This window comes from Streptomyces monticola, assembly GCF_042665355.1.
In the GTDB taxonomy this organism is placed as follows: domain Bacteria; phylum Actinomycetota; class Actinomycetes; order Streptomycetales; family Streptomycetaceae; genus Streptomyces; species Streptomyces monticola.
Genome location: NZ_JBHTCF010000001.1, coordinates 355,204 through 377,202 on the forward strand (window position 1 = coordinate 355,204; position 21,999 = coordinate 377,202).

General features: G+C 71.9%; 18 protein-coding genes. 12 read left to right on the top strand and 6 right to left on the bottom strand.

Annotated features, from left to right (window positions below):
- Positions 1-178 precede the first annotated feature (178 nt).
- Positions 179-1,858 carry a condensation domain-containing protein gene (locus ACFQVC_RS01445; RefSeq protein WP_381825507.1) on the top strand — a complete coding sequence of 560 codons (1,680 nt, stop codon included), beginning with the start codon at positions 179-181 and terminating at the stop codon, positions 1,856-1,858.
- A 150-nt stretch (positions 1,859-2,008) separates the two neighbouring features.
- Positions 2,009-3,220, top strand: coding sequence for a cytochrome P450 (locus tag ACFQVC_RS01450; protein WP_381825509.1), 1,212 nt, complete (start codon positions 2,009-2,011; stop codon positions 3,218-3,220).
- Positions 3,221-3,290: 70 nt separating this feature from the next.
- Here ACFQVC_RS01450 and clpX read toward each other — a convergent pair whose 3' ends face one another.
- A complete protein-coding gene (gene clpX / locus ACFQVC_RS01455) occupies positions 3,291-4,598 on the bottom strand; it encodes an ATP-dependent Clp protease ATP-binding subunit ClpX (RefSeq protein WP_381825511.1) in 1,308 nt (435 codons plus the stop codon).
- A gap of 166 nt (positions 4,599-4,764) precedes the next feature.
- Between clpX and ACFQVC_RS01460 the strand changes: the two genes are divergently transcribed.
- From ACFQVC_RS01460 to ACFQVC_RS01490, 7 genes are all read left to right on the top strand, one after another.
- Positions 4,765-5,952 carry a TetR/AcrR family transcriptional regulator gene (locus ACFQVC_RS01460; RefSeq protein ID WP_381825513.1) on the top strand — a complete coding sequence of 396 codons (1,188 nt, stop codon included), beginning with the start codon at positions 4,765-4,767 and terminating at the stop codon, positions 5,950-5,952.
- 297 nt (positions 5,953-6,249) lie between these two features.
- Complete coding sequence (locus ACFQVC_RS01465; RefSeq protein ID WP_381825515.1) at positions 6,250-6,879, top strand: hypothetical protein; 630 nt, start codon at positions 6,250-6,252, stop codon at positions 6,877-6,879.
- 131 nt (positions 6,880-7,010) lie between these two features.
- Positions 7,011-7,787: a bestrophin-like domain gene (locus ACFQVC_RS01470; RefSeq protein WP_381825517.1), complete on the top strand. Its 777-nt coding sequence runs from the start codon at positions 7,011-7,013 to the stop codon at positions 7,785-7,787.
- A gap of 425 nt (positions 7,788-8,212) precedes the next feature.
- Complete coding sequence (locus tag ACFQVC_RS01475; RefSeq protein WP_381825519.1) at positions 8,213-8,719, top strand: nucleotide triphosphate diphosphatase NUDT15; 507 nt, start codon at positions 8,213-8,215, stop codon at positions 8,717-8,719.
- A gap of 112 nt (positions 8,720-8,831) precedes the next feature.
- Positions 8,832-9,263 (top strand): protein-tyrosine phosphatase family protein, encoded by a 432-nt coding sequence (locus tag ACFQVC_RS01480; protein ID WP_381825521.1) that lies wholly within the window; start codon positions 8,832-8,834, stop codon positions 9,261-9,263.
- 195 nt (positions 9,264-9,458) lie between these two features.
- Complete coding sequence (phsA, locus tag ACFQVC_RS01485; protein ID WP_381825523.1) at positions 9,459-11,357, top strand: O-aminophenol oxidase PhsA; 1,899 nt, start codon at positions 9,459-9,461, stop codon at positions 11,355-11,357.
- 151 nt (positions 11,358-11,508) lie between these two features.
- Positions 11,509-12,258 (top strand): PDZ domain-containing protein, encoded by a 750-nt coding sequence (locus ACFQVC_RS01490; protein WP_381825525.1) that lies wholly within the window; start codon positions 11,509-11,511, stop codon positions 12,256-12,258.
- Between the two features lie 28 nt (positions 12,259-12,286).
- Here the strand turns inward: ACFQVC_RS01490 and ACFQVC_RS01495 are convergent, their stop codons facing one another.
- On the bottom strand, positions 12,287-13,045 hold the full coding sequence (locus ACFQVC_RS01495; protein ID WP_381825527.1) for a phosphodiesterase: 759 nt from the start codon (positions 13,043-13,045) through the stop codon (positions 12,287-12,289).
- Positions 13,046-13,374: 329 nt separating this feature from the next.
- Between ACFQVC_RS01495 and ACFQVC_RS01500 the strand changes: the two genes are divergently transcribed.
- Positions 13,375-14,499 carry an aminopeptidase P family protein gene (locus ACFQVC_RS01500; protein ID WP_381825529.1) on the top strand — a complete coding sequence of 375 codons (1,125 nt, stop codon included), beginning with the start codon at positions 13,375-13,377 and terminating at the stop codon, positions 14,497-14,499.
- Positions 14,500-14,580: 81 nt separating this feature from the next.
- On the opposite strand, the gene treZ is transcribed toward ACFQVC_RS01500, so the two are convergent.
- Both treZ and ACFQVC_RS01510 read right to left on the bottom strand, forming a co-directional pair.
- The gene (treZ, locus tag ACFQVC_RS01505) at positions 14,581-16,335 is read right to left on the bottom strand and encodes a malto-oligosyltrehalose trehalohydrolase (protein ID WP_381825531.1); all 1,755 of its coding nucleotides are present in this window, start codon (positions 16,333-16,335) and stop codon (positions 14,581-14,583) included.
- Between the two features lie 153 nt (positions 16,336-16,488).
- Entirely contained in the window at positions 16,489-17,391 is a 903-nt protein-coding gene (locus ACFQVC_RS01510) for a GNAT family N-acetyltransferase (RefSeq protein WP_381825533.1), read from the bottom strand.
- Between the two features lie 299 nt (positions 17,392-17,690).
- Here ACFQVC_RS01510 and ACFQVC_RS01515 point away from each other — a divergent pair, with 299 nt between their 5' ends.
- Together ACFQVC_RS01515 and ACFQVC_RS01520 are read left to right on the top strand one after the other, a co-directional pair.
- Positions 17,691-18,242: a DUF1707 and FHA domain-containing protein gene (locus ACFQVC_RS01515; RefSeq protein WP_381825535.1), complete on the top strand. Its 552-nt coding sequence runs from the start codon at positions 17,691-17,693 to the stop codon at positions 18,240-18,242.
- A gap of 186 nt (positions 18,243-18,428) precedes the next feature.
- Positions 18,429-18,845, top strand: coding sequence for an SSI family serine proteinase inhibitor (locus tag ACFQVC_RS01520; protein WP_381825537.1), 417 nt, complete (start codon positions 18,429-18,431; stop codon positions 18,843-18,845).
- A 73-nt stretch (positions 18,846-18,918) separates the two neighbouring features.
- On the opposite strand, the gene ACFQVC_RS01525 is transcribed toward ACFQVC_RS01520, so the two are convergent.
- Both ACFQVC_RS01525 and lpdA read right to left on the bottom strand, forming a co-directional pair.
- Positions 18,919-20,187, bottom strand: a complete 1,269-nt coding sequence (locus ACFQVC_RS01525; protein WP_381825539.1) for a M14 family zinc carboxypeptidase — start codon at positions 20,185-20,187, stop codon at positions 18,919-18,921.
- Between the two features lie 234 nt (positions 20,188-20,421).
- Positions 20,422-21,870 (bottom strand): dihydrolipoyl dehydrogenase, encoded by a 1,449-nt coding sequence (gene lpdA, locus ACFQVC_RS01530; protein ID WP_381825541.1) that lies wholly within the window; start codon positions 21,868-21,870, stop codon positions 20,422-20,424.
- Positions 21,871-21,999 lie beyond the last annotated feature (129 nt).

Consider the following 21,999-nt stretch of genomic DNA (forward strand, 5'->3'; position numbering starts at 1 on the left):
TCGGTGGCGGGTTCTCCTAAGTCCGTCGGCGGTGGCTGAAAAGGGCCGAAACGGGCGTGTAAAAGAGAAGCACTTGAATGGCGGGGCAGCGCGAACCGCGCCCCGCTGGCGTGCATTGCGGATTACTCGGGCGTCCTGCTACCAACAACAACTACATAAATGAGACAGGGGAGTTCACGTGCCCGAGGCCGTAAAGAGATTCCCGCTCAACCCCGTTCAGCGCACCCATCTCGGCCTCTGGCGGGAGCGGACGCCCCAGGAAGTCCTCAAGGTCTGCGAACCGGTTCCCCCGGGCACCACGGAGCACGCCGTGCGCGAGGCCGTGGACACCCTCCTGGCCCGGCACGAGGGGCTGCGCGCCGTACTCGTGCCCGGACCGCGAGCCGACGCCCCTGATCAGGCGATACGCCCGGCCGCCGCGGCCGCGGCCGAGCTGCCCGTGACGCGCGTCGAGGTGCCGCAGGACATCGGCCCGGAGGCGTACGAGGCGTACGAGGCGTACGAGGCGTACGCCGAGACGCTGCCGGCGGTGGCCGTCGACCCCGAGCGCGGCGCGGTCCACTGCGTGATCCACCGGCGTGAGGGGCGGCCGCTCGCCGTCGGCCTGTGGCTCTCGCATCTGTTCGTCGACGGGCTCGGCGCCCAGACCGTCGCGCGCGACCTGGCGCTGCTGCTCGCCGGGGAACCACTGCCCGAAGTGCCCGAACGCGCCCAGGCGGGCGCCCTGTCCTGTGCGGGCGCCAGCGCCGAACGGCGGATCGCCACGAGCACCGAGCACTGGCTTCACCACCTGGCGGCGGCCCCGCGTGCCTGCACCTACTCCGGCGCCGACCGGCGCCCGGAGGAGGAGTTCCGTACGTACAAACGGGTCCTCACGGGGGCGGACGTCGCCGCCGTGTCCGAGGCCTGCCGGGCGCTGCGCGTCACCGCCGAGACGCTGTGGACGACCGCGCTCAGCGTGCTCGTCGGCGCCTGGACCGGCCGGCACGAGCACGTCGTCCGCTGTGTCACCGCCAATCGTTTCCACCCCGACGAGATGGGCGCCGTGGCCCAGTTGGCGAGCGGCGTGTATCTGCATATCCCGGGGAGTTCCGCGGATTCCCTGACCGACCGCCTCGCCCAGGTCTTCAAAGTGCGCGTCGGCTCCTGGACGAAGGGCCTCTACGACCCCGGTGAACTCCTCGAGCGCCTCGACGACCCGGCCGTCAGAGCGGGCGCCGAGTTCCGCCCCGCATTTGAGATCAACTACATTCCCGCGCTTTTCGGCGGCCGCGACACCATGGCCCCCGCCATCCCCGCCGGACGTGAGAGCTCCCGGAACAGGCCCGCGCCGCCGGGCCGTGCCGACCTCGCCGCCCTGATCACCGAGGGCGCCGGCGGTGCGCTGTCGGTGACCCTCAGCGCCGCCCCGCCGGTGTGGCGTGAGCGGCCCGTCGAGGAACTCGTGGACGAACTGGCCGCCGTCCTGCAGCTGTTGTGCACGGGCGCGCAGGGAGCCGTGGCCGAGGTGCCGGTCAAGCCGTTCGACGCGGCGGCCGAACTCGTCGTGGGCCACCACAGCGGGGTCGCCTACGACGCGGCCCTGACCCGGCGGATGATCCTGGACGTCCCGGGCGTGACCGACTGCCGCCTGCGGCTGAGCGCGGACGGCGTTGTCGGCGCTGGTGACCGTGCCGGTGCCCGCGCGGAGAGCGGTGGCGGCCGGATGCGTCTGGTCGCGACCGTCACAGCCGAGAACGCGCTCCTGACCGCGCGCGAACTCGCCGAGCGGTGCGCGCGGCGGCAGCGTGAGCTGTCGGGGGTGATCGTGCCGGACGAGTTCGCGGTGCGGCCCGTGGGCGCGCCTGCGGAGGCGTGAGGGTCGCTCAGGCATGAGGGCCGCGGAGGCGTGAGGGCCGCGTACGCACCGTGCGGCCAGAGGCACTCTTGACGGGCCCGGACGGAATATGACTGGCTGTCAGATACGGCGTAACGCACGGCCGTTCACCCGCCCGGGAGGAGCCACGCCATGAGCACGACGGTGCCGGACAGCGGTACGTACCCGTTCCCGCCCGGAGCGTACGGCGGCTGTCCGATGGCCTACCGGGAGCGGCGCGAGACCGCTCCGGTCAGCACCATCACCCTGCCGAGCGGCGACGAAGTGCTCCTGGCCACCCGCTTCGACGACATCCGCGAGGTGCACACCAGCCAGCATTTCTCCCGCAATCTGCGCTACCCCGGCGCCCCGCGCATGCTCGCCGCCGCGGACTTCGGCGAGGACCCGAACTCCCTGACCAACATGGACCCGCCCGAGCACGCCCGGCTTCGCCGCATCGTGCAGGGCGCGTTCACGCCACGGGCCGCCGAGAAGTGGCGGCCGCAGATCACGGAGATCGCCGAAGGCCTGCTCGACACGATGCTCGACGCCGGCCCGCCCGCCGATCTGCGCTCCGCCTTCGCCTTCCCGCTCCCGGTGGAGGTGATCTGCCGGCTCCTCGGCGTGCCGGCGCAGGACAGCCCGCTGTTCCGCAAGTGGTCGGACCTGCTGCTCTCCCTGACGGCCGCCGACACCGACGAGCGCATGCGCGCGGGCCTCGACTTCTCCGCGTACGTCGACGGACTCATCGCCGATCACCGGCGCCGGCCGCGCGCCGACCTCATCGACGATCTGATCGCGGCCCGTGACGAGGACGCCGAACGCCTCAGCGGCGACGAACTGGCCAATATGGTCCGCGGGTTGATCATCGCCGGGCACGAGACCACCGCCAACGTCATCTCACGCGGGACCCTCGCCCTCCTTCGTCACCCCGGCCGGCTGGCCGCGCTGCGCGCCGCACCCGAGCGCGTCGCGGACACGGTCGAAGAGATCCTGCGGGTCGAGATTCCCGGCCACGGGGCGCTGCTCCGGGTGGCGAAGCAGGAGGTGCGGCTTCCGTCGGGTGCCGTGGTCGGCAAGGGGCAGGGCATCCTCGCGCCGTTCGTCGCGGCCAACCAGGACCCGCGGCGCTTCCCCGAACCGGAGACCTTCGACCCGGACCGCGCCGACAACCGGCATGTGTCCTTCGGCATCGGACCGCACTACTGCCTCGGCGCCAATCTGGCCCGGGTCGAGCTCCAGGTCGCCGTGGCCGCCGTGGCGCGCCGTCTGCCCGGTCTCGAACTCGCCGTACCAGAGAGTGAGTTGACGTGGGCGGCGGGCAGTCGCGTGTGCGGCCTTGAGGCGCTGCCGGTCACGTGGTGAGCCTGCCGGTCACGTGGTGAGCCTGTCGGTCACGTGGTGAGCCGCGCGCGGCGAAGGCGGGCGGAGGCGTTCAGGCGGACTTCTCGTGCGGTCCGGTCTCGTCGCGCGGCACCAGCGTCGGGTTGACGTTGTCGAGCACGGTGTCACGGCTGACCACCACGCGCGCCACGTCGTCGCGGCTCGGCACCTCGTACATCACGTTCAGGAGCACCTCTTCGAGGATCGTGCGGGCCGCCCGCGCGCCGGTGCGGCGCAGCAGGGCCTGCTCGGCGATGGCCTCGATGGCGTCGTCGGTGAACTCGAGCTCCACGCCGTCCATTTCGAACAGCTTCTGGTACTGCTTCAGGAGCGCGTTGCGCGGTTCGGTGAGGATACGGACCAGGGCGGTGCGGTCCAGCGGGTCGACCGCCGTCATCATCGGCAGCCGGCCCACGATCTCCGGGATCAGGCCGAACTTCAGCAGGTCCTGTGGCTGCACTCCGGCGAAGGGTCGCTCGGCGAGGTTCGGCTGACCCGGCTGCTCGGGGCGCGGCGCCATCGTGAAGCCGATGCCCTTGCTGCCCGAGCGCTGCTCGATGATCCGCTCGAGGCCGGAGAAGGCGCCGCCCACGATGAAGAGCACCTGGGACGTGTCGAACTGGATGAACTCCTGCTGCGGATGCTTGCGTCCGCCCTGCGGCGGCACCGACGCGACCGTGCCCTCAAGGATCTTCAGGAGGGCCTGCTGCACGCCCTCGCCCGACACGTCCCGCATGATCGAGGGGTTCTCGCTCTTGCGGGCCACCTTGTCGATCTCGTCGATGTAGATGATGCCGTTCTGGGCCTTCTCCACGTCGTAGTCGGCGGCCTGGAGGAGCTTGAGGAGGATGTTCTCCACGTCCTCGCCCACATAGCCCGCCTCGGTCAGGGCTGTGGCGTCGCCGATCGCGAACGGCACGTCGAGCATCCGCGCAAGCGTCTGCACGAGATACGTCTTGCCGCAGCCGGTCGGCCCGATCAGCAGGATGTTGGACTTGCCGAGCTCCACGGGCTCGGGAGCCCCGACCGTCGAGGGGTGCTGGCGGCCGCCCTGCTCGCCGTCCTGCCGGATGCGCTTGTAGTGGTTGTAGACCGCGACCGACAGCGTCTTCTTGGCGTCCTCCTGCCCGATGACGTACTGCTCGAGGAACGTGAAGATCTCTACAGGCGTGGGCAGTTCACGCGGCTCGCCCTGCGCGGTCTCCTCCGCCTCCTCCGCGATGAGCTCATTGCACAGGCCCACGCACTCGTCACAGATGCAGATGCCGCTGGGGCCCGCGATGAGCTTCCTGACCTGCTTCTGACTCTTGCCGCAGAAGGTGCACTTCAGCAGGGATTCGCTGTCGCCGATACGTGCCACTCGTACCTCAAATGCCTGGATCCTCAAATGCCGGGATCAGATGACGCCACCATGTGAAAGGAACGGTATCTTGACCCGCGACGGACGGCAATGTGTGCCGACTGCCGTGCGGCGCCGAGGCGTTGACGCGGACGGCAATGCATACAGGCATGAACGAGTGAGGGCAATGGGCCGGCTCAGCAGGGCGCAGCTGCAGGAGCGCAATCGCGCCAAAGTGCTCGCCGCCGCCAGGGAGGAGTTCGCCGCACGCGGCTTCCCCGGCGCGAAGGTCGACGGCATCGCCGAGCGCGCGGGCCTGACCCGCGGCGCGGTCTACTCCAACTTCCCCGGCAAACGGGCCCTCTACTTCGCGGTCCTCGCGGAACTCGCCGAACGCACCCCGCGCTCCGCCGCAGCCGCGCAGCCGGGCCGCACCCGCAGGACGGCGCTCGGCGCGTTCGCCCGCGCCTGGGTCGGACGGCTGCCGCTCGCCGACGAGCGCGGCGATGCCAGGCTCGGTGCGTACCTGATGTCCGAAGTGCTGGTCGAGGAGCGGATCCGGATGCCGTTCGCGCAGCTCATGAAGGTCGACGCGGTGCTGCTCGGGCTCGCCGTCGAACAGCTGCGGCCCGCCGAGCGGTTGCGCCCCGGCGGCCGCGAACGCCTCGTGGGTGTGGCCGAATCCGTGCTCACCACTCTGCACGGCGCACGCCAACTCGCCGACGCGGCACCCGGGTTCTCCGAGCCCTTCCATGTCGTCGCGGCCTGTGAACGCCTCGCCGACCTCGACCTGGACGATGTCTGGGACCCGCCGCACCTGCCGTACGTACCCAAGGCCCGCCCTGTCGACGAGGAGTGGGCGCCGCCGGGTCCGGTGACGGACGCCGTGAGCGGCAGGCCGGTGCGGCTCGACGGCGACGGCGTCCTCGCGGTCCTCGGCCTGCACCGCCTGGAGGCCGTCGAGGAGGCGGTGCGCGCCGCACCGGACGGGGCCGCCGTCACGGCGGTCCTCGTCACCGGCGACCCGGACGAACTGGTGCCGCTGGCCCGCCTCGCCGTCGCCGAGGTCGTCGCCTGCCTGCGCCACGCCTTCCCGGCCGCCGCCTGGCCGCGCCTCCGTCTGGTCTACGACGGACAGGGTGTTCTCGCCGATGCGGCGGGCGTACCCGCGGTGAGCGACGGTACGGAGGCGGCGGTACGCATCGAGGGCGGCCGGATCGTCGCACGCGCCGACGGGCGGGGGGCGTGTCACGCGGCGGCCGTGTGGCGGGTCGCGTCCGCGGATCCGGGGTCCGCCGACGCGACGACGATGCAGGGCTCCGCCCAAGTGACGGCGATGACGGCGATGCGGGGCTCCGCCGAAGTGGCGCCCTGAAGGCCCGCTGCTCGCCGACCGGGCCGCCGACCGCTGTGACGTCCCTGTACCGGCCGGTCCGGGCCCGTCCCGGCCCGCTGACGTGACGCCGGCGGGACGCTGAATTCGCCGGTCCGACGCCGTATCGAAGCGGCGGGTCGTTCGTTTCCCTTCGTGTGATCGTCTTTCGCGATCATGACCGGTGGCCGCCCCGCGCGGCCACGTCCAGGACCGGCCGGGGGCCGCACACCGTACGTCCTCGGTGGCGCGGCCCCTGGTCACGGGTGGGCCACAGCCCCTGAAGGCGAGGAGCCGTGTGTGATCGGTTGGCCGTCCCTGACCGGACTCGGCTTCGGAGTCCTCGCGCTGTGTCCCGTCGACGGCGGAGCCGGGCTCGGGGCCACCGTCGACGGAGTCCTTGAGGCCACCGTCGCAGGCCGGGTCGGCTTATGCGCACCCGAGGGCGGTCCGGAGAAGCCGGTCCTGACGGTCGAGGGTGAGGCGCTGGTCTCGGTGCCCCCTACGGACCGCCCCGTTCCGCCGCCTCCTCCTCCACCTGCCCGGCCCGAACCGCCGCCGGTCGAGTCCATGCCGCCGGACGTGCCGCCTGTGCCGCCCGCGCCGGATCCAGAGGATGTGCCGACGCCCACGCCTCCGCCGCGCCCGCCCGCACCGGGCCCCGCGCTCCCCGAGGCCGCCGTGCCGGCCGAGCCCGCACCGGTCGCGCCCCCACCTGTCGTGCCCCGGGCCGAGGACGGGCCGCGCGCGGAGCCCGCCGACCGGGCCTTCGCCGTACGCCCCTACCGCAGCACTGTGCTGCGGCGCCCCGGCCCCGACGGGATGTCCCCGGTCACGATGATGGTCGTCATGACCGTCCCCGCCGTCCTCGCGGCGGCGGCGCTGCGCCCGCACTCGTCGGGCTCCGGAGGCCGCCGCTCGGCCTCATGACCGGCCCCAACTCGGCGTAGGCACATCGGACTTGGCTGATATCGACCCGTACTTGCCTCGCCCCGACCCGCACTTGCCCCGTACAGACCCGTCCGATATCCACTCGCCCGACACCGACTTGGAGCCCTCTCGTGTCCGAATGGCTGGTCCTGACCCTCGCCATGACGCTGGTCTGCGCCCTGGTCCTCACCATCACGCTGATCCGGCACCGCAAGGCGGCGGACGAGGACACCAGTGAGACGCCCGACGTCATCGAGTACATGGTCATGATGGTCGGCGTGGTCTACGCGATCGTCCTCGGTCTGGCCATCGCCGGCGTCTGGGAGGCCCGCAACGCCGCCGAGGACTCCGTGCGCCGCGAGGCCCAGGCGCTGTACGAGGTCACCCAGCGCTCCCAGGTCTATCCGCAGGAGGTGCGCGAGCGCAGGCGCGACGAGGTCGACGCGTATGTCTCGCATGTCGTCACCGCGGAGTGGCCGCAGATGACCCGGCACCAGGCGGTGCCCGAACGGGGCGCGGTGCTGCTCGACCGGCTGCGTACCGACATCACTCAGCAGGCGCCGGGCGATGAGCTCCAGGCCCAGGCGTACCAGCCGCTGCTCGACCAGATCGCCATCGCCGACGATGCCCGGCACGCCCGTACGCAGAGTGCGGAGTCCACGCTTCCCGGAGTCGTCTGGTTCGGGCTCGTCACCGGTGGCGTGGTGACCATCGGCCTGATCTTCACGCTGCAGATCCGCCGCTCCTCGCGGGAGCTCCTGCTCGCCGGGCTCTTCAGCGCCCTCATCGTGTTCCTGCTCTTCCTGGTGTGGAGCTTCGACGCGCCCTTCGGCCGGTCGGGGACCGAAGCGGCGGCGCCCTTCGAGGAGTTGTTCCCGACCGCCGTGGCGGCGGCCGCCGGGCCGTAGCGTGCCGCGGGCCGTACGGGGACGGGCGCGTGCCGCGGGCCGTACGGGGACGGGCGCGTGCCGCGGGCCGTGCGCAGGGGAGCGCGGCCGCCGCCGGGTGCCGGTCAGTTCCCGGCGGCGGCCGCGGGCTCCACGGCCAGGCACGGCCGCGGAGCTGGTCACCCTGGACGGGGTCGGGACGGGGCCGTCGGCGCCGCCCATCGGCCATGACTGGCTCGCGCCGGCGAACCCCCACCCGTCCGGGGTGGCAGGGACGCCGAGTACCCGTGGCATCGGACTCGACACGGGCATGTGACCCTGGGATCCGATCAGTCGGCCCACCGGGTGCTTTGTGTGCTTCTGGGCGCGAACGCCCGTCCGGAACCGTCGAACGTACCCCTGAATTTCTCCTTGAACGCAGTTCCCGAAGAGCCCTGGAGGCCCGCTTGTCCCGCCGTACGCCCCCTGTCGCCGGCACCTCACGGGATGCGCGGGCCGAGCGGCCCGAACGGGCCTTTCCCGCGCCGAACGGCGTCGTCGGGGTCGGGGTCATCGTGGTCGACGCGCGCGGGCGCGTGCTCCTCGGGCTCGGGCACGACGGGCGCTGGGAGCTGCCGGGCGGCAAGGTCGACGCGGGCGAGGGCTTCGAGGAGACGGCCGTACGCGAACTGGCCGAGGAGACAGGCCTGTCGGTGGACCGCGCGGCGGTACGGATCGTCGCCGTACTCGTCGACGGAAAGCAGGGCGTGACCCGGCTGTCCGCGGCGGCGGTGGTCCAGGTGGAGTCGGGCACCCCTGAGGTGACCGAGCCGGACAAGATCGTGCGCTGGTCGTGGACCGAGCCGGGGGCGCTGCCGGACGATCTCTTCGAGCCGTCCGCCGGGGTGCTCGCCGCCTGGCGGCCCGAACTCGCCCTGCCGCCCCATGGCGCCCACCACTACGCCGTGTCCTGAGAGGTACGGCTGCGTACCCGCGGCCGTACCGCCCGCAGACGTACGGTCCGCGGCCGTACCGCCCGCAGACGTACGGTCCGCGGCCGTGTCGCCCGCAGACGTACCGTAAAGCGTGATCGAGAGCTGGAATCCAGAAGACGCCGGTGTGCTGCGACTGCCCTCGGGGCGGCTCGTCCGTGGGCGCGGCCTGCGCCGGCCGCCGCCGCCAGGGCCGTCGCCGACGTACGCCGTTCTGCTGCTCGGCAAGCAACCGCCCGTCACCGACTGGGAGTCGAGGTGGCTGCGCTGGCCCGACTTCCGCCTTCCGAGCGACCGCGCGGACGCCGTCGCCGTGCTGCGCGCCGCCTGGGAGCGGGCCGCGACCGAACGTGTCGAGGTCGCCTGCGGCGGCGGGCGCGGCCGTACGGGCACGGCGCTCGCCTGTCTGGCGGTAATCGACGGGGTGCCCGCCGCGGAGGCGGTGGCGTACGTACGCAGGCACTACGACCGGCACGCGGTGGAAACCCCCTGGCAGAAGCGGTACGTACGCGGCTTCCCGGGGTGAGACGCGGGGCGGGGGCGCGCCTCCGGTCGTGAACGTTCCGCACGGGATGCACGTCTCGAACGCATCGTTTCAGCCGGAATGCCTGATTCACGCAACTGTGCCGGGGTGGACTTCGGTCTTGTGAGGTGAGGGCGGTGCACCCACGCGCCGCCCGGTTCGACCGCGTACGAACGCTCGCTCACGGGGGGAACAGCCTTGACCGACATCATCGAGCGGATCACCGACCAGCTGACCGGCGAGGGCACAGCGGCCCAGGAGAAGGTCAGGGACGGTGAACTGGTGCCTTACACAAGCCGGCTGACCGTGCCGCCGGTGCTCAGGCCGCACACGACGGATGTACGCCACGAGACAGAGATCAATCTGCGGCCCGCCTGGGTGCGGCTGCACCCGCAGCTGCCGCCCACGCTGATGTGGGGCTACAACGGCGTCGTGCCGGGGCCCACCATCGAGGTGCGGCGTGGGCAGCGCGTCCGGATCGCGTGGACCAACCGGATCCCGCACGGCTCCGAATACCCGGTCACCTCCGTCGAGGTGCCGGTGCGCGACCCGAAGCTGCCGCCCGCCAGCACCGAGCCGGGGCGCGGCGGCGCGGAGCCCAATAAGGACGTGGCGGCGCTGCCCGCCTGGACCGTGACGCATCTGCACGGTGCGCAGACCGGGGGCGGCAACGACGGCTGGGCCGACAACGCCGTCGGCTACGGGGACGCCCAGCTCTCGGAGTACCCGAACGACCATCAGGCGGTGCAGTGGTGGTACCACGATCACGCCATGAACGTGACCCGCTGGAACGTGTTCACGGGCCTGTACGGCACGTACCTGGTGCGTGACGACGAGGAGGACGCGCTCCATCTGCCGTCGGGGAAGCGGGAGATACCGCTGCTGCTCGCCGACCGCAACCTCGACACCGACGAGGACGGCACCCTCAACGGGCGGCTGCTGCACAAGACCGTCATCGTGCAGCCGCGGAACCCGGAGACCGGAAAACCAGTGTCGCTGCCCTTCACCGGGCCCTACACGACGGTCAACGGCCGGATCTGGCCGTACGCCGACGTGGACGACGCCTGGTACCGCTTCCGGCTCGTGAACGCCTCCAACGCCCGGACGTACAACCTCGTCCTCATCGACGAGGACGACAACCCGGTGCCCGGAGTGCTCCACCAGATCGGTAGCGACGGCGGTCTGCTGCCGCGTCCCGTGCCGGTCGACTTCGACGACGCGCTGCCCGCGCTGACCGCCGCTCCGGCCGAGCGCTTCGACCTCCTCATCGACTTCCGGGCCCTCGCGGGACGGCGCCTCCGCCTCGTCGACAAGGGGCGCGGCAAGCCGGCCGGGGTGCCGGACCCGGTGAACGACGTGCGGTACCCGCAGGTCATGGAGTTCCGGGTGCGGGAGAGCGGCAGGTGCGACACCTTCGAGCTGCCCGAGGTGCTCTCCGGGTCCTTCCGGCGGATCACGCACGACATCGAGCACGGCCACCGTCTGGTCGTGCTCACCCCGCCGCCCACCAAGGGCGGCGGCGGGCACCCCGAGATCTGGGAGATGGCCGAACTCACCGCGCACGAGGCGGCGGACGTGCAGATCCCGACCGAGGGGATCATCCAAGTGCGCGGTGCGGACGGCAAGGTGAAGACCTACCGCCGGATCGCGCGCACCTTCAACGACGGGCTCGGCTTCACCATCGCCGAGGGCTCCTACGAGCAGTGGAGCTTCCTGAACCTGTCGCAGATCACGCACCCGATGCACATCCACCTCGCGGACTTCCAGATGCTCGGCCGGGACGCCTATGACGTGTCCGGCTTCGATCCGGCCATCGGCGGCAGCCGCGCGCCGATCGCGTACACCCCGACCCCCCAACTGCCCCTGGCGCCCAACGAACGCGGCTGGAAGGACGTGTTCCGGGTGCCGGGCCCCCAGATGCTGCGCGTGATGGGCCGCTTCGACGGTGCCTACGGGCGGTTCATGTACCACTGCCATCTGCTGGAGCACGAGGACATGGGGATGATGCGGCCGTTCGTGGTCATGCCGAAGGAGGCCCTGAAGTTCGACCACGGGGCGGGACACGGGCCGCACGAGGGAGGTCATGGCGGCGGCTGAGTCCGGGCCTGGAGGCTTGAGGGGTTGGTGGTTTGAGAGGTCGGCTACTTGGCGCTTCGGTCGTATGTGCCACTGTCTGTGACGGCCCGTCACCCTTTCGTGAATCGTTCCGCGCCGAGCCGTGGGGTAGAGCATCACGCGGAGGCGAGCCATGGAACAGACAGCGTTGCGGCCGAAGCCGATGCCGGGCAGCACGGCCCCCACGACCGGGGCGGGGCACCGCCCGCACGCCGCCCGGCGGCGCGGCAGGCGGCTGATGACCGCACTCTTCAGCTTGTTGGTGGCCGTGGTGCTCGTACTCGCCGGGGTGGGCCTCGGCACGGTCGGCGCCACGGTCATCGGCATGAGCAAGCTGGCCGACTTGAAGCAGCAGGCTGCGGCGGCGCAGGGGGGTGTCGCGGCGCAGGAGGGAGCGGCGGCGGGGCCGGGCAGTGGTGCGGCCGATCCCAAGAGGCCGGCGCAGCCGTCCCAGCAGAAGCCGCAGGGCGGCAAGGGACGTGAGAAGGGTGGTGCGGACGGTACGAGTGGTGGTGCGGCCCGTACGAGTGGCGGTGCGGTCGGTACGAGTGGCGGTGCGGCCCGTACGAGTGGCGGTGCGGTCGGTACGAGTGGCGGTGCGGTCGGCGGGGCCGTGCGGGCGACGCTGGGGGTCGAGGCCGTCGACGCCCCGAAGGCCGACGGCGCGCTGCTCGTCGGCGTGCACAGCCCCGGGCCGGGACACCTGGCGGGTCTGGTGCGGGGCGATGTCCTGCTCACCTTCGGCAAGAGCCGGGTGCGTTCGGCGGCGGACCTCGCGGCCGCGGTCGGGGACGCACGGCCGGGCGCCGCGGTGAACCTGACGGTGCGGCACGAGAACGGGGGCCGTCAGATCCTGTCCGTGACGCCGGGGGTGGTGACCTGAGCCAGGGGCGGGCTGTTGGGCTGTGGGGTCAGCCGTCGGCCCGTACCGACCGGAAGTGCGTGGTCAACCGGCCCTCGTCGTCGAGGACATGGAAGGCGAGCCCGGGGTCGGCGGCACGGTCCGCCACCTCGGGCGACTCCCACGGCAGCTGCAGCGTCCACGTCACGCCGGGGCCCACGACGAGCGGGCGCCCGGCGAAGACGGTCGCGGCGGGGGAGTGGGCGTGCCCGGTGATGAGTGCCTTGATCTGCGGACGGCGCTCCAACAGCGCGGCCAGTTCCCGGGGTTGGCGAAGGCCGTAGGAGTCCGGCAGCGGATGGTGCAGGGCCACCGGCGGATGGTGGAAGGCGAGCAGCGCGGGCACGCCGTCGCCGAGGCCGTCGAGCGTCGCCTCGATCCAGGCGTACGTCTCCGGGGCGAGCAGTCCCTCGTCGCTGCCGGGGATGCTCGAATCGCACATCAGGACCGCGGTGTCGCCGACGCGGTGGACGCTGTTGACCGGTGCGTCGGGGGCGCTGCCGGCGGTGTCCCCGAGGAGTGCCTTGCGGTAGGGCGCGCGGTGGTCGTGATTGCCGGGGCAGGTGAGTACGGGGAACGGGGCGTCGAGGATGCGCGCCGCCTCCTCGTACTCCGCCTCCGTGCCGTGATCGGCGATGTCGCCGGTGACGAGAAGCGCGTCCACGCGCGCGTGCAGACCGCGCAGCCGGTTCATGACGCGCTCGGCGCGCTCGGTCGCCCGGGGTGTCCCGTCGAGATGCAGATCGCTGATCTGGGCCAGTACGAGCACGGTGGCAGATCCCCCTCGCCAGTCTTGCGTCTCATGTCATCGCTCTAATGTTTGCTGCCCCATCCAAGCATTAGTTCACCTGGTCGGAAACCCCTGAGGTCCCGCTGCCCGGCAACAGGGCACGGGTGCCCGCCTCCTGGGAGCCCGGCTCGCCCTGGAGGACTGAGCCCCACTCGTCCTGGAGGACTGAGCCCCACTCGTCCTGGAGGGCGGAGCCCCACTCGTCCTGGAGGACTGAGCCCCGCTCGTCCTGGAGGGCGGAGCCGCGTTCGCACCCGGCCCGGTGCGGGGGTGATGATGCTGGACGGGAACCGACTCAGGAGGCAGCCATGACCACCGCGCCCGCGCCGTTCACCGCCGACGACTACAAGGCCCGTATGGAACGCGCCGCCCGGTCCGCTGCCGACGCCGGGCTCGCCGGGATCGTCGTCGCGCCGGGGCCCGACCTCGTCTGGCTCACCGGCTACCAGCCCACCGCGGTCACCGAGCGGCTCACCCTGCTCGTCCTCGCCGCCGGCCAGGACCCCGTCCTCGTCGTGCCCACCCTGGAGGCGCCGGACGCCGAACGCGCCCCTGGAGCGCCCGCGCTGACCCTGCGGGACTGGACCGACGGCAAGGACCCGTACGCGGTCACGGCGCCGCTGCTGGACGTCGACGGGCGCTTCGGTATCAGCGACAACGCCTGGGCGATGCATCTGCTAGGCCTCCAGAAGGAGCTCCCCGGCACGTCGTACGCCTCCCTGACCGAAGCGCTGCCGATGCTGCGCGCCGTCAAGGACGTCCACGAACTGGAGCGGCTCGCCGCGGCCGGAGCCGCCGCGGACGCCACGTACGAGGAGATCCTCAAGGTCCGTTTCTCCGGCCGCAGGGAGACGGACGTGGCCGGTGACCTGGCCGATCTGCTGCGGCAGTTCGGGCACTCCCAGGTGGACTTCACCGTGGTCGGCTCGGGGCCCAACGGCGCCAATCCGCACCATGAGGCGGGCGAGCGCGTCATCGAGCACGGCGACATGGTCGTCCTGGACTTCGGCGGCCTCAAGCACGGCTACGGCTCGGACACCTCCCGCACCGTCCACGTCGGCGAGCCGGGCGCCGAAGAGCAGAAGGTGCACGAACTCGTACGGGAGGCGCAGAACGCGGGCTGCGCGGCCGTACAGCCCGGCATCGCCTGCCAGGAGGTCGACCGGGCCGCCCGCGCCATGATCGACGAGGCCGGATACGGCGAGTACTTCATCCACCGCACCGGCCACGGCATCGGTGTCACCACCCACGAACCGCCGTACATGATCGAGGGCGAGGAGCAGCTCCTCGTGCCCGGCATGTGCTTCTCCGTGGAGCCCGGCATCTACCTTCCCGGCCGCTTCGGCGTCCGCATCGAGGACATCGTGACCGTCACCGAAGAGGGCGGCCACCGGCTGAACAACACCGCGCGGGAGCTGGCTGTCGTCGAATGAGGTCCGGGGCGGTGTCGTGCGGTGCTGTTCAGGCGGCGGCCGGGCACCGGGGCGGTGCGCGCCACTGACGGCCGGGCCGTTTCACTCGCGGGGGCCGAGCACCACGCAGGACTCGGCCGGCAGGTGCAGGGTTCCGTCCGGGCCCGGTACCTCGACCGGCTCCCAGGAGGCGAGCACCCGCGCCCTGTTGCCGAGCAGCGGGATCTCCGCGGCCTCCTTGGCGAGGTTCACGGCGATCCGCAGATCACCGCGCCGGAACGCCAGCCAGCGCGCCGCCTCGTCGTAGGCGACCCGCACCGAGGCCAAGTCCGGGTCGCGCAGGTCGGGCTGGCGGCGGCGCAGTGCGATCAGGGTGCGGTACCAGTCGAGCACGCGCGCGTGCGGCTCGTTCTCCCGCTCGTCCCAGTCCAGGCAGGACCGCTCCCTCGTGGCCGGGTCCTGGGGGTCGGGTATGTCGTCCTCGGCCCAGCCGTGCTGCGCGAACTCCCGCCTGCGGCCCCGGCGCACCGCGTCCGCGAGCTCCGGGTCCGTGTGGTCGGTGAAGAACTGCCAGGGCGTACCCGCGGCCCACTCCTCGCCCATGAACAGCATCGGCGTGAAGGGCGAGGTGAGCGCGAGAGCGGCGGCACAGGCGAGCTGCCCGGGGGAGAGCGCCGCCGAAAGCCGGTCTCCTAGTGCACGGTTTCCGATCTGGTCATGGGTCTGGCTGTAGCCCACGAAGCGATGCGCGGGGGTGCGCACCCGGTCCACGGGCCGGCCGTGGCGGCGCCCGCGGAAGCTCGAATAGCCGCCGTCGTGGAAGAACGCGCCCGTGAGCGTCTTGGCGAGCGCCCGCAGCGGCGCCTCGGCGAAGTCGGCGTAGTAGCCCTGCGATTCACCGGTCAGGGCGGTGTGCAGGGCGTGGTGGAAGTCGTCGTTCCACTGGGCGTGCACCCCCAGGCCGCCCTCGCGGCGCGGGGTGATGATCCCCGGGTCGCACAGGTCGGACTCGGCGACCAGGAACAGCGGGCGTCCGGACTCCGCGGCCAGACCGTCCACGGCCGTCGACAGCTCCTCCAGGAAGTGGCACGCGCGCGTGTCGCGCAGCGCGTGCACCGCATCCAGGCGGAGGCCGTCGATCCGGTAGTCCCGCAGCCAGGACAGGGCGCTGCCGATCAGATAGGCCCGCACCTCGTCGGAGCCGGGCGCGTCCAGGTTGACGGCGGCGCCCCAAGGGGTGTGATGGGTGTCCGTGAAGTACGGCCCGAACTTGGGCAGATGGTTGCCGGAAGGGCCGAGGTGGTTGTGGACCACGTCCAGGACCACGCCGAGCCCCAGCTCGTGCGCGGTGTCGACAAAGCGCTTCAGCGCCTCCGGTCCGCCGTAGGGCTCGTGCACGGCCCACAACGAGACGCCCTCGTACCCCCAGCCATGGGTCCCGGGGAACGGACACAGAGGCATCAGTTCCACATGGGTGACGCCCAACTCGGCCAGGTGGCCGAGGCGTTCGGCGGCGGCGTCCAGAGTGCCCTCGCGGGTGTACGTACCGATGTGCAGCTCGTACAGGACCGACGCCCCCGACAGCGCCCGCCCCGGCCACGGGGCCCGCCAGGTGTACGCGTCGTGGTCCACGACCGCGCTCAGCCCGTCGGGGCCGTCAGGCTGCCGCGCGGAACGCGGATCGGGGTGCACCGGCCCGTCGTCGAGGGCGAAGCCGTAGCGTGCGCCGTGGACCGCCTCCGCCTCGCCCGCCCACCAGCCCGCACGGGCCGGATCGCGCTCCAACGCGCGCGTGCTGCCCTCCAGTTGGAGCGTGACCCGATCCTGCGCCTGCGGCGCCCACACCTCGAACCGCACGGACGGCCCCCCGTCTGCTGTCGCCGACCGGTGTCCGGCCGGACGCTGCCAGTGACTTCGCCCGTCCATGGTGCGGTACAAGAGATCGATTCGCCGGGGAATCGGCGCAGTTGGCGCGAGCTGTTCACCCGGCGTACGAGGCCGTCGCGGGCCCTACACGAGGTCGATCCGCCGCTGCGCCACCGGATATCCCGCCTTGGCGAAATTCGCCGCCATCGGGAAGTTGTCCACGTCCGTCGCCGCCACGATCCGCTCGGCGCCCCGCTCGACCAGGAAGTGCGTCGACTCCACCAGGAGGTCGTACGCGTAGCCGTGGCCGCGCTGCTCGGGTACGACCCCGATGAAACCGGCCGCGAAGCCCGACGGGATCCGGCACGGCAGATGCAGACCGACCCGCTCGCCCTCGGGCGTGAAGGCCACCTGGGGCCAGGCCTCCGGGCACCAGTGGATGTACTCCAGCTCCTCTTGTGCCGCCTTTTCCAGACCGTGCTCCTTGGTGGCGCGCAGTGCATGCGCGTCAAGGGTGACGGAGTGAATCGCGCGCAGTACGTCCAGGAGTACGTCGTCGTCGTGCTCCTCGCGGAACACCAGACGGCCGGGGCGCTCCGGGAGGCCGTGTTCCGGCGTCCAGGCGTAGCGAAGCCGCTCCACCAGGAGCCGCTTTCCGGCCGCCTCGGCGGCGGCGATCCGGGCGTCGGCGGCGGCCCTGGCCTCGGCGCGCTCCCGCCAGTCGGCGGGCAGGATCAGCTCGTACTCGACGTCGAAGGGCGCCCTGAGCAGCAGTTCGGTGCCCGCCTGCTGCTCGCCTTCGGCGAAGTCGAACCAGTTGATGTTGAGTGGCGCGGTGTCCTCGGGCCCGCCCCACCAGGCGCCACGTGCCACGACACGGTCGCCGCGCAGTGCCACGTAGGTCCAGTCGGGCCGGTAGTCGCCGCCCTGCGCGACAGTGCGGTACTCGACACCCGTGAGCACCCGGCCGACCAGGCCGGGATCGTCGAGGGAGTGGAACAGGTGCGCGTCCTCGTCGGTGAGCGCGCGGATGACCAGATCGGTCATGGAGAAGTCCTCCGGAACGAAGTGATGCGCTCCCGGTCAGACCTGGGACGCCGCACGGACGGGGCGGGAGCGCTGTGACAGGGGTGTGAACCGCATGACTCTCGCCTCCTTTCCGTAGTTCCGGGCGTCGCGAGGACCCTACGTGTGCCGCGGCCCTCCCGTCCAGGGCATTACCGGCCCGGCTCCCCCGGGCCCACTCCCGGGCCGCCTCCGGTTCACGCAGGTCAGCGAGGGGGCGGACAGAGGGCAACTTCCCTGTTTCCTGGACACTCCGGCCGCCCTGGCCGACAATCGCGAACGTGACGTCCTCCTTCGAGTTCCCCACGTATCCCGCGCGGCTCTCGGACGCCGAACGCGACAAGGCGCTGCGCGCGCTGCGTGAGGGCGCGGCTCAGGGCAGGCTCTCGCACGACACCTTCGTACGCCGCATGGAACTCGCGCTCGCCGCCCGCAGGGCCGATCAACTGGCCGCCCTCACCGCCGATCTGCCCGCCGAGAACGGCCGCTGGAGCGAGTTCGTGACCGATGCGGTCGGCGCCGTCTCCGCGTTCACCGTCCGGGTGCGCAGGGCCTGGCAGGCGGAGCGGCTGCCCAAGCTGCTGCTGCCCGCACCGAGCCCGTTCGCCCTGCGGATCGGCCGTGACCCGGCCAACGGCCTGCGGCTCAGCCACGACACCGTCTCGCGCGTCCACGCCGAACTGCGTATGCAGGGCGGCCTGTGGGTACTGCGCGACCTCGGCTCGACCAACGGCACGAGTGTCAACGGCCGCCGTGTGGTGGGCGCCGCCGTCGTCCAGGAGGGCGACCACGTGAGCTTCGGCTCGATGAGCTTCAGGCTCGCCGTGCAGTGACGGTGCGGGGGCCGGGTTGCGGTGACCGCGCGGTGTCGCGTGAGGCCAACCGGCGCACACCGAACCCTTTCTGCACGTCCCGTTCGAGTGAGAACAGGTGAGCACGCGCGTCCGTCGTGTCGATGGATGCAGCGGCGCCGACATTCGTCCGCGCGCACGGTGAACTCAAGGAACGGTGACGTTCGTATGGCCAGAACGGTACGGAACGGGCTCCTCGCCACCGCCTCGGCGGCCCTGCTGCTCGCGGCGGGGGCAGGTACGGCACAGGCGGACACGCGCCAGGAGTCGTTCCCGGGCAACTGGATGATGGTGGCGGTCATGGAGGGTGACGACGCCTTCGGCCCCATCGACATCGAGTCCCTGCACTGTCCCTTCCTCAAGGGCGGTCACCCGGACGCCTCGAAGGCGTGCCGCGAACTGCGCAAGGCCGGCGGCGACATCAACAAGATCCCGCACAAGGACGTCGCCTGCCCCATGATCTACAAGCCCGTGACGGCGGCGGCGTACGGCATGTGGGACGACCACAGGAAGGTGTACGCCAAGCAGTTCTCCAACGCGTGCGCCATGCACGCCGAGACGGGGTCCGTCTTCAAGCTCAAGTAGGGCTCTCGCTTCTGACTGAAGCAGTGGTGTTCCTGGGCCGGTCCTTTGCGGGCCGGCCCGGTTGTGCGGGGGGCTAATCGTGGTCCACGCACGCGTGCCGTGCGGCCGCGATGACCGTGCGGGCCTGGTGCTCGACCTGGTGCTCCAGCGGTACCCAACGGGCCCTGAAGCGCATCTCGAAGGCGCCCGACCAGTGCGCGACCAGGCGCTCCAGGCGCGGCGCCATCCGGTCCTCCGCCTCTTCCAGGATCCGCAGCAGCATCGCCGCGGCCCGCAACGGCAGCCGCCGTCCGAAGGCGTCGATGCTGCTGACGTACGTCATCGTCGCGTCCTGCGGCGGCGGCCGCAGCCAGTCGTCCGCGAGCCCGGGCACAAGCCGCAGGGCCCAGAGGGAGGCCCGCAGGAGGGGCGCGCAGCCCTCGGGCAGTGCCTGCTCCTCGGCGTCCGCGAACTCCGTTTCCCCGAGCACCGCCTCGACCCGCAGTGCCTCCGAGCGCAGCCGCCGCGAGATCTGACGCAGGGCCTCGCGCGGTGCCGGATGCCGCGCGGGGTCGTCGACCAGGTCGCTGGCCCACATCGGCACCTCGATGATCGCGGTGCGGCCGCCGTAGCGGTGGGCGTGGTGCCATGTGGACAGCGTGATGTCCTCGGGCAGGCTGGGGAAAAGGGCGTCGGTGCCGTGCTCCGGCATGACGTGTACGCCGGGCCCCGACACCGGCCAGCCCGCGGCGTCCGATGTGCTGGTCTCGATCGGGATGTGCAGCTCGGCGGCCGACTTGGCGAAGGGCTCCGCGAGCCCGGGGATGTCCTTCGTCAACTGCACCCAGCTGCCGCCCAGATCGGTGCCGTGCAGCGACACCTGGAGGTAGGGCCGCACCTCGTCGATGAGGGCGAGAAGCGCCCGCGTCTCGGGCGGCAGCTGGTCGGGCGGCAGCACCGACGGCGCCCACTCCGGCTGCTCGGGGCCCGCGGGCCGGAAGAAGTGCCGGTGGTAGTCGAGCAGCGAGCGGGGCGCGAACGAACGGTGCAGGCTTGCCCCGTCCGGGTCGGCACAGAGCAGGAAGTGCCAGGACGTGTCGGCCCTCAATGCCCGTACGTCCAGGACCTGCCGGGCGAGGTGGAGTGCCGTGGGGCCACCCACCGGTTCGTTGGAATGCGCCCCGGCCACGACAAGGACGCCTCGTGCGGCCCGCCCTACGGAGAGCACATACAGGGGACGTCCCGCACGTGACGCACCGATCTGGCGCAACCGGCACAGACCGGGCCGCTCAGCGGCCAACGCCCGTGCGGAAAGGACGAGTTCCGTCACGCTGGGGTAGTGCTGCTCCGTCAGGTGACTCACCCCCGTATCGCCCTCCCGGCGTTGCGCAACCGCAGTACCCCACGCGCAGCCGTCACTGTCAAGCGGCCAGTACCACTGCGCGCTTACGGACGGGAGCGCTCCGAAGTCCGCGCGCCGGGCGGCTCGTTCGGCGTCCGCGGGGGTACTCCGGTGCCTCTGGACGGCGCTCCCGGCAGGGGCTCGCGCCGAAGGTGCGACGTCGCCCATCCCGCTACTGCTGGTGAGCCCTTCCCGCTACTGCTGGTGAAGGCCGCGTCCGGCCAGGGTCAGGAAGGCCTCGCCGACCGCTTCCGACAGGGTCGGGTGGGCGTGGATGTGCCGGGCCACGTCGCCGGGTTCCGCGTCCCAGCCCACGATCAGCTGGCTCTCCGCGATCATCTCGGAGACATGCGGGCCCACCAGGTGGACGCCGAGCACCCGGCCGCCGCCCTGCTCCGCCACCACCTTCACCATGCCGCCCTGGCCGTGCACCATGCCCTTGGCCACCGCCGTCAGGGGCATGGTGTTCGTCTCGACCTCGTGTCCACGCGCGCGTGCCTCGCTTTCGCTCAGTCCCACGGATGCGGTCTGCGGTGCCGAGTAGGTGACTCGCGGAACCGCCGCGTAGTCGACCGCGGGTGAGGCGAGCCCGGCCAGGGTCTCGGCGACCAACAGGCCTTCGGCGAACGACGCGTGGGCCAGGCCGAGCGACGGCGGGGGCAGCAGATCGCCGACCACATGGATACCCGGTACGGCGGTCTCGAGCCGCGCCCAGTCGGCGGGCGGCACGAATCCGCGCTCGTCGGTGGCGAGCCCCGCGGCGGCCAGGCCGAGGCCGTCCGTGACGGGCGCCCGGCCCACTGCGACGAGGAGCCGGTCGGCCACCAGGGAGCGGGTCTCGCCGCGTGCGGTCCGCACGGTGACCCGGACGCCGTCGGCGAGCAGTTCGGTGCCGGTCAGCCTGGCGCCGGCCTGGACATCGATACCGCGCTTCTTGAGGCCGCGCGTCAAGTGGCGGCCGACATCGGCGTCTTCGAGCGGAACGATCCGGTCCGCGGCCTCGACGAGGGTGACCTCGGCGCCCATGGAGCGGTGGAAGGAGGCGTACTCGACCCCGATGGCGCCGCCGCCCAGTACCACCACGGAGGCCGGCAGGCCCGGCGCGAACAGGGCGTCGTCGCTGGTGACGACGCGGCGCCCGTCGGGCTCGAGGCCCGGCAGCGTACGCGGCCGTGAACCGGTGGCGAGGACGATGCCGCGACGCGCGGTGAACTCGCCCTGCCCCTCGATCAGGACCGAGCGCGGTCCGGTCAGCCGGGCGCTGCCGTTGACCACCCGCACGCGCGCGTGCGACAGATGTGCTTCAACTCCCTTGTGGTTGCGGGCCACGATGTCGTCGCGCGTCGCCACCAGCGCCGGCCAGTCCACCGAGTCGAGCGTGGCCTTCACGCCCCACCGCTCGCGCGCCTCCGCTATGCCGTCGACCAGCTCGGCGGCGTGCAGCATCGCCTTGCTGGGGATGCAGCCGCGGTGCAGGCAGGTGCCGCCCACCTTGTCACGCTCGGCGAGGACGACGGTCAGGCCGAGGTGGGCCGCGCGCAGAGCCGTGGAGTAGCCGCCGGTGCCGCCGCCGATCACGATCACGTCGGCTTCGTTCGCCCCGGTACGCTGCTGGTTTGCCTGGTTCTCCTGGGTCGTGTTCATGATCCCCAGCCTCCCTCCCGGCCTTGTCATGAGTCCAAGGCAATGTTTTTGTGGATCCGATGCACATCGCTTATGGCAGGGCGGCATCGGGGAACGGGGAGCGCGAACGGGAACGGGGAGCGGGGAACG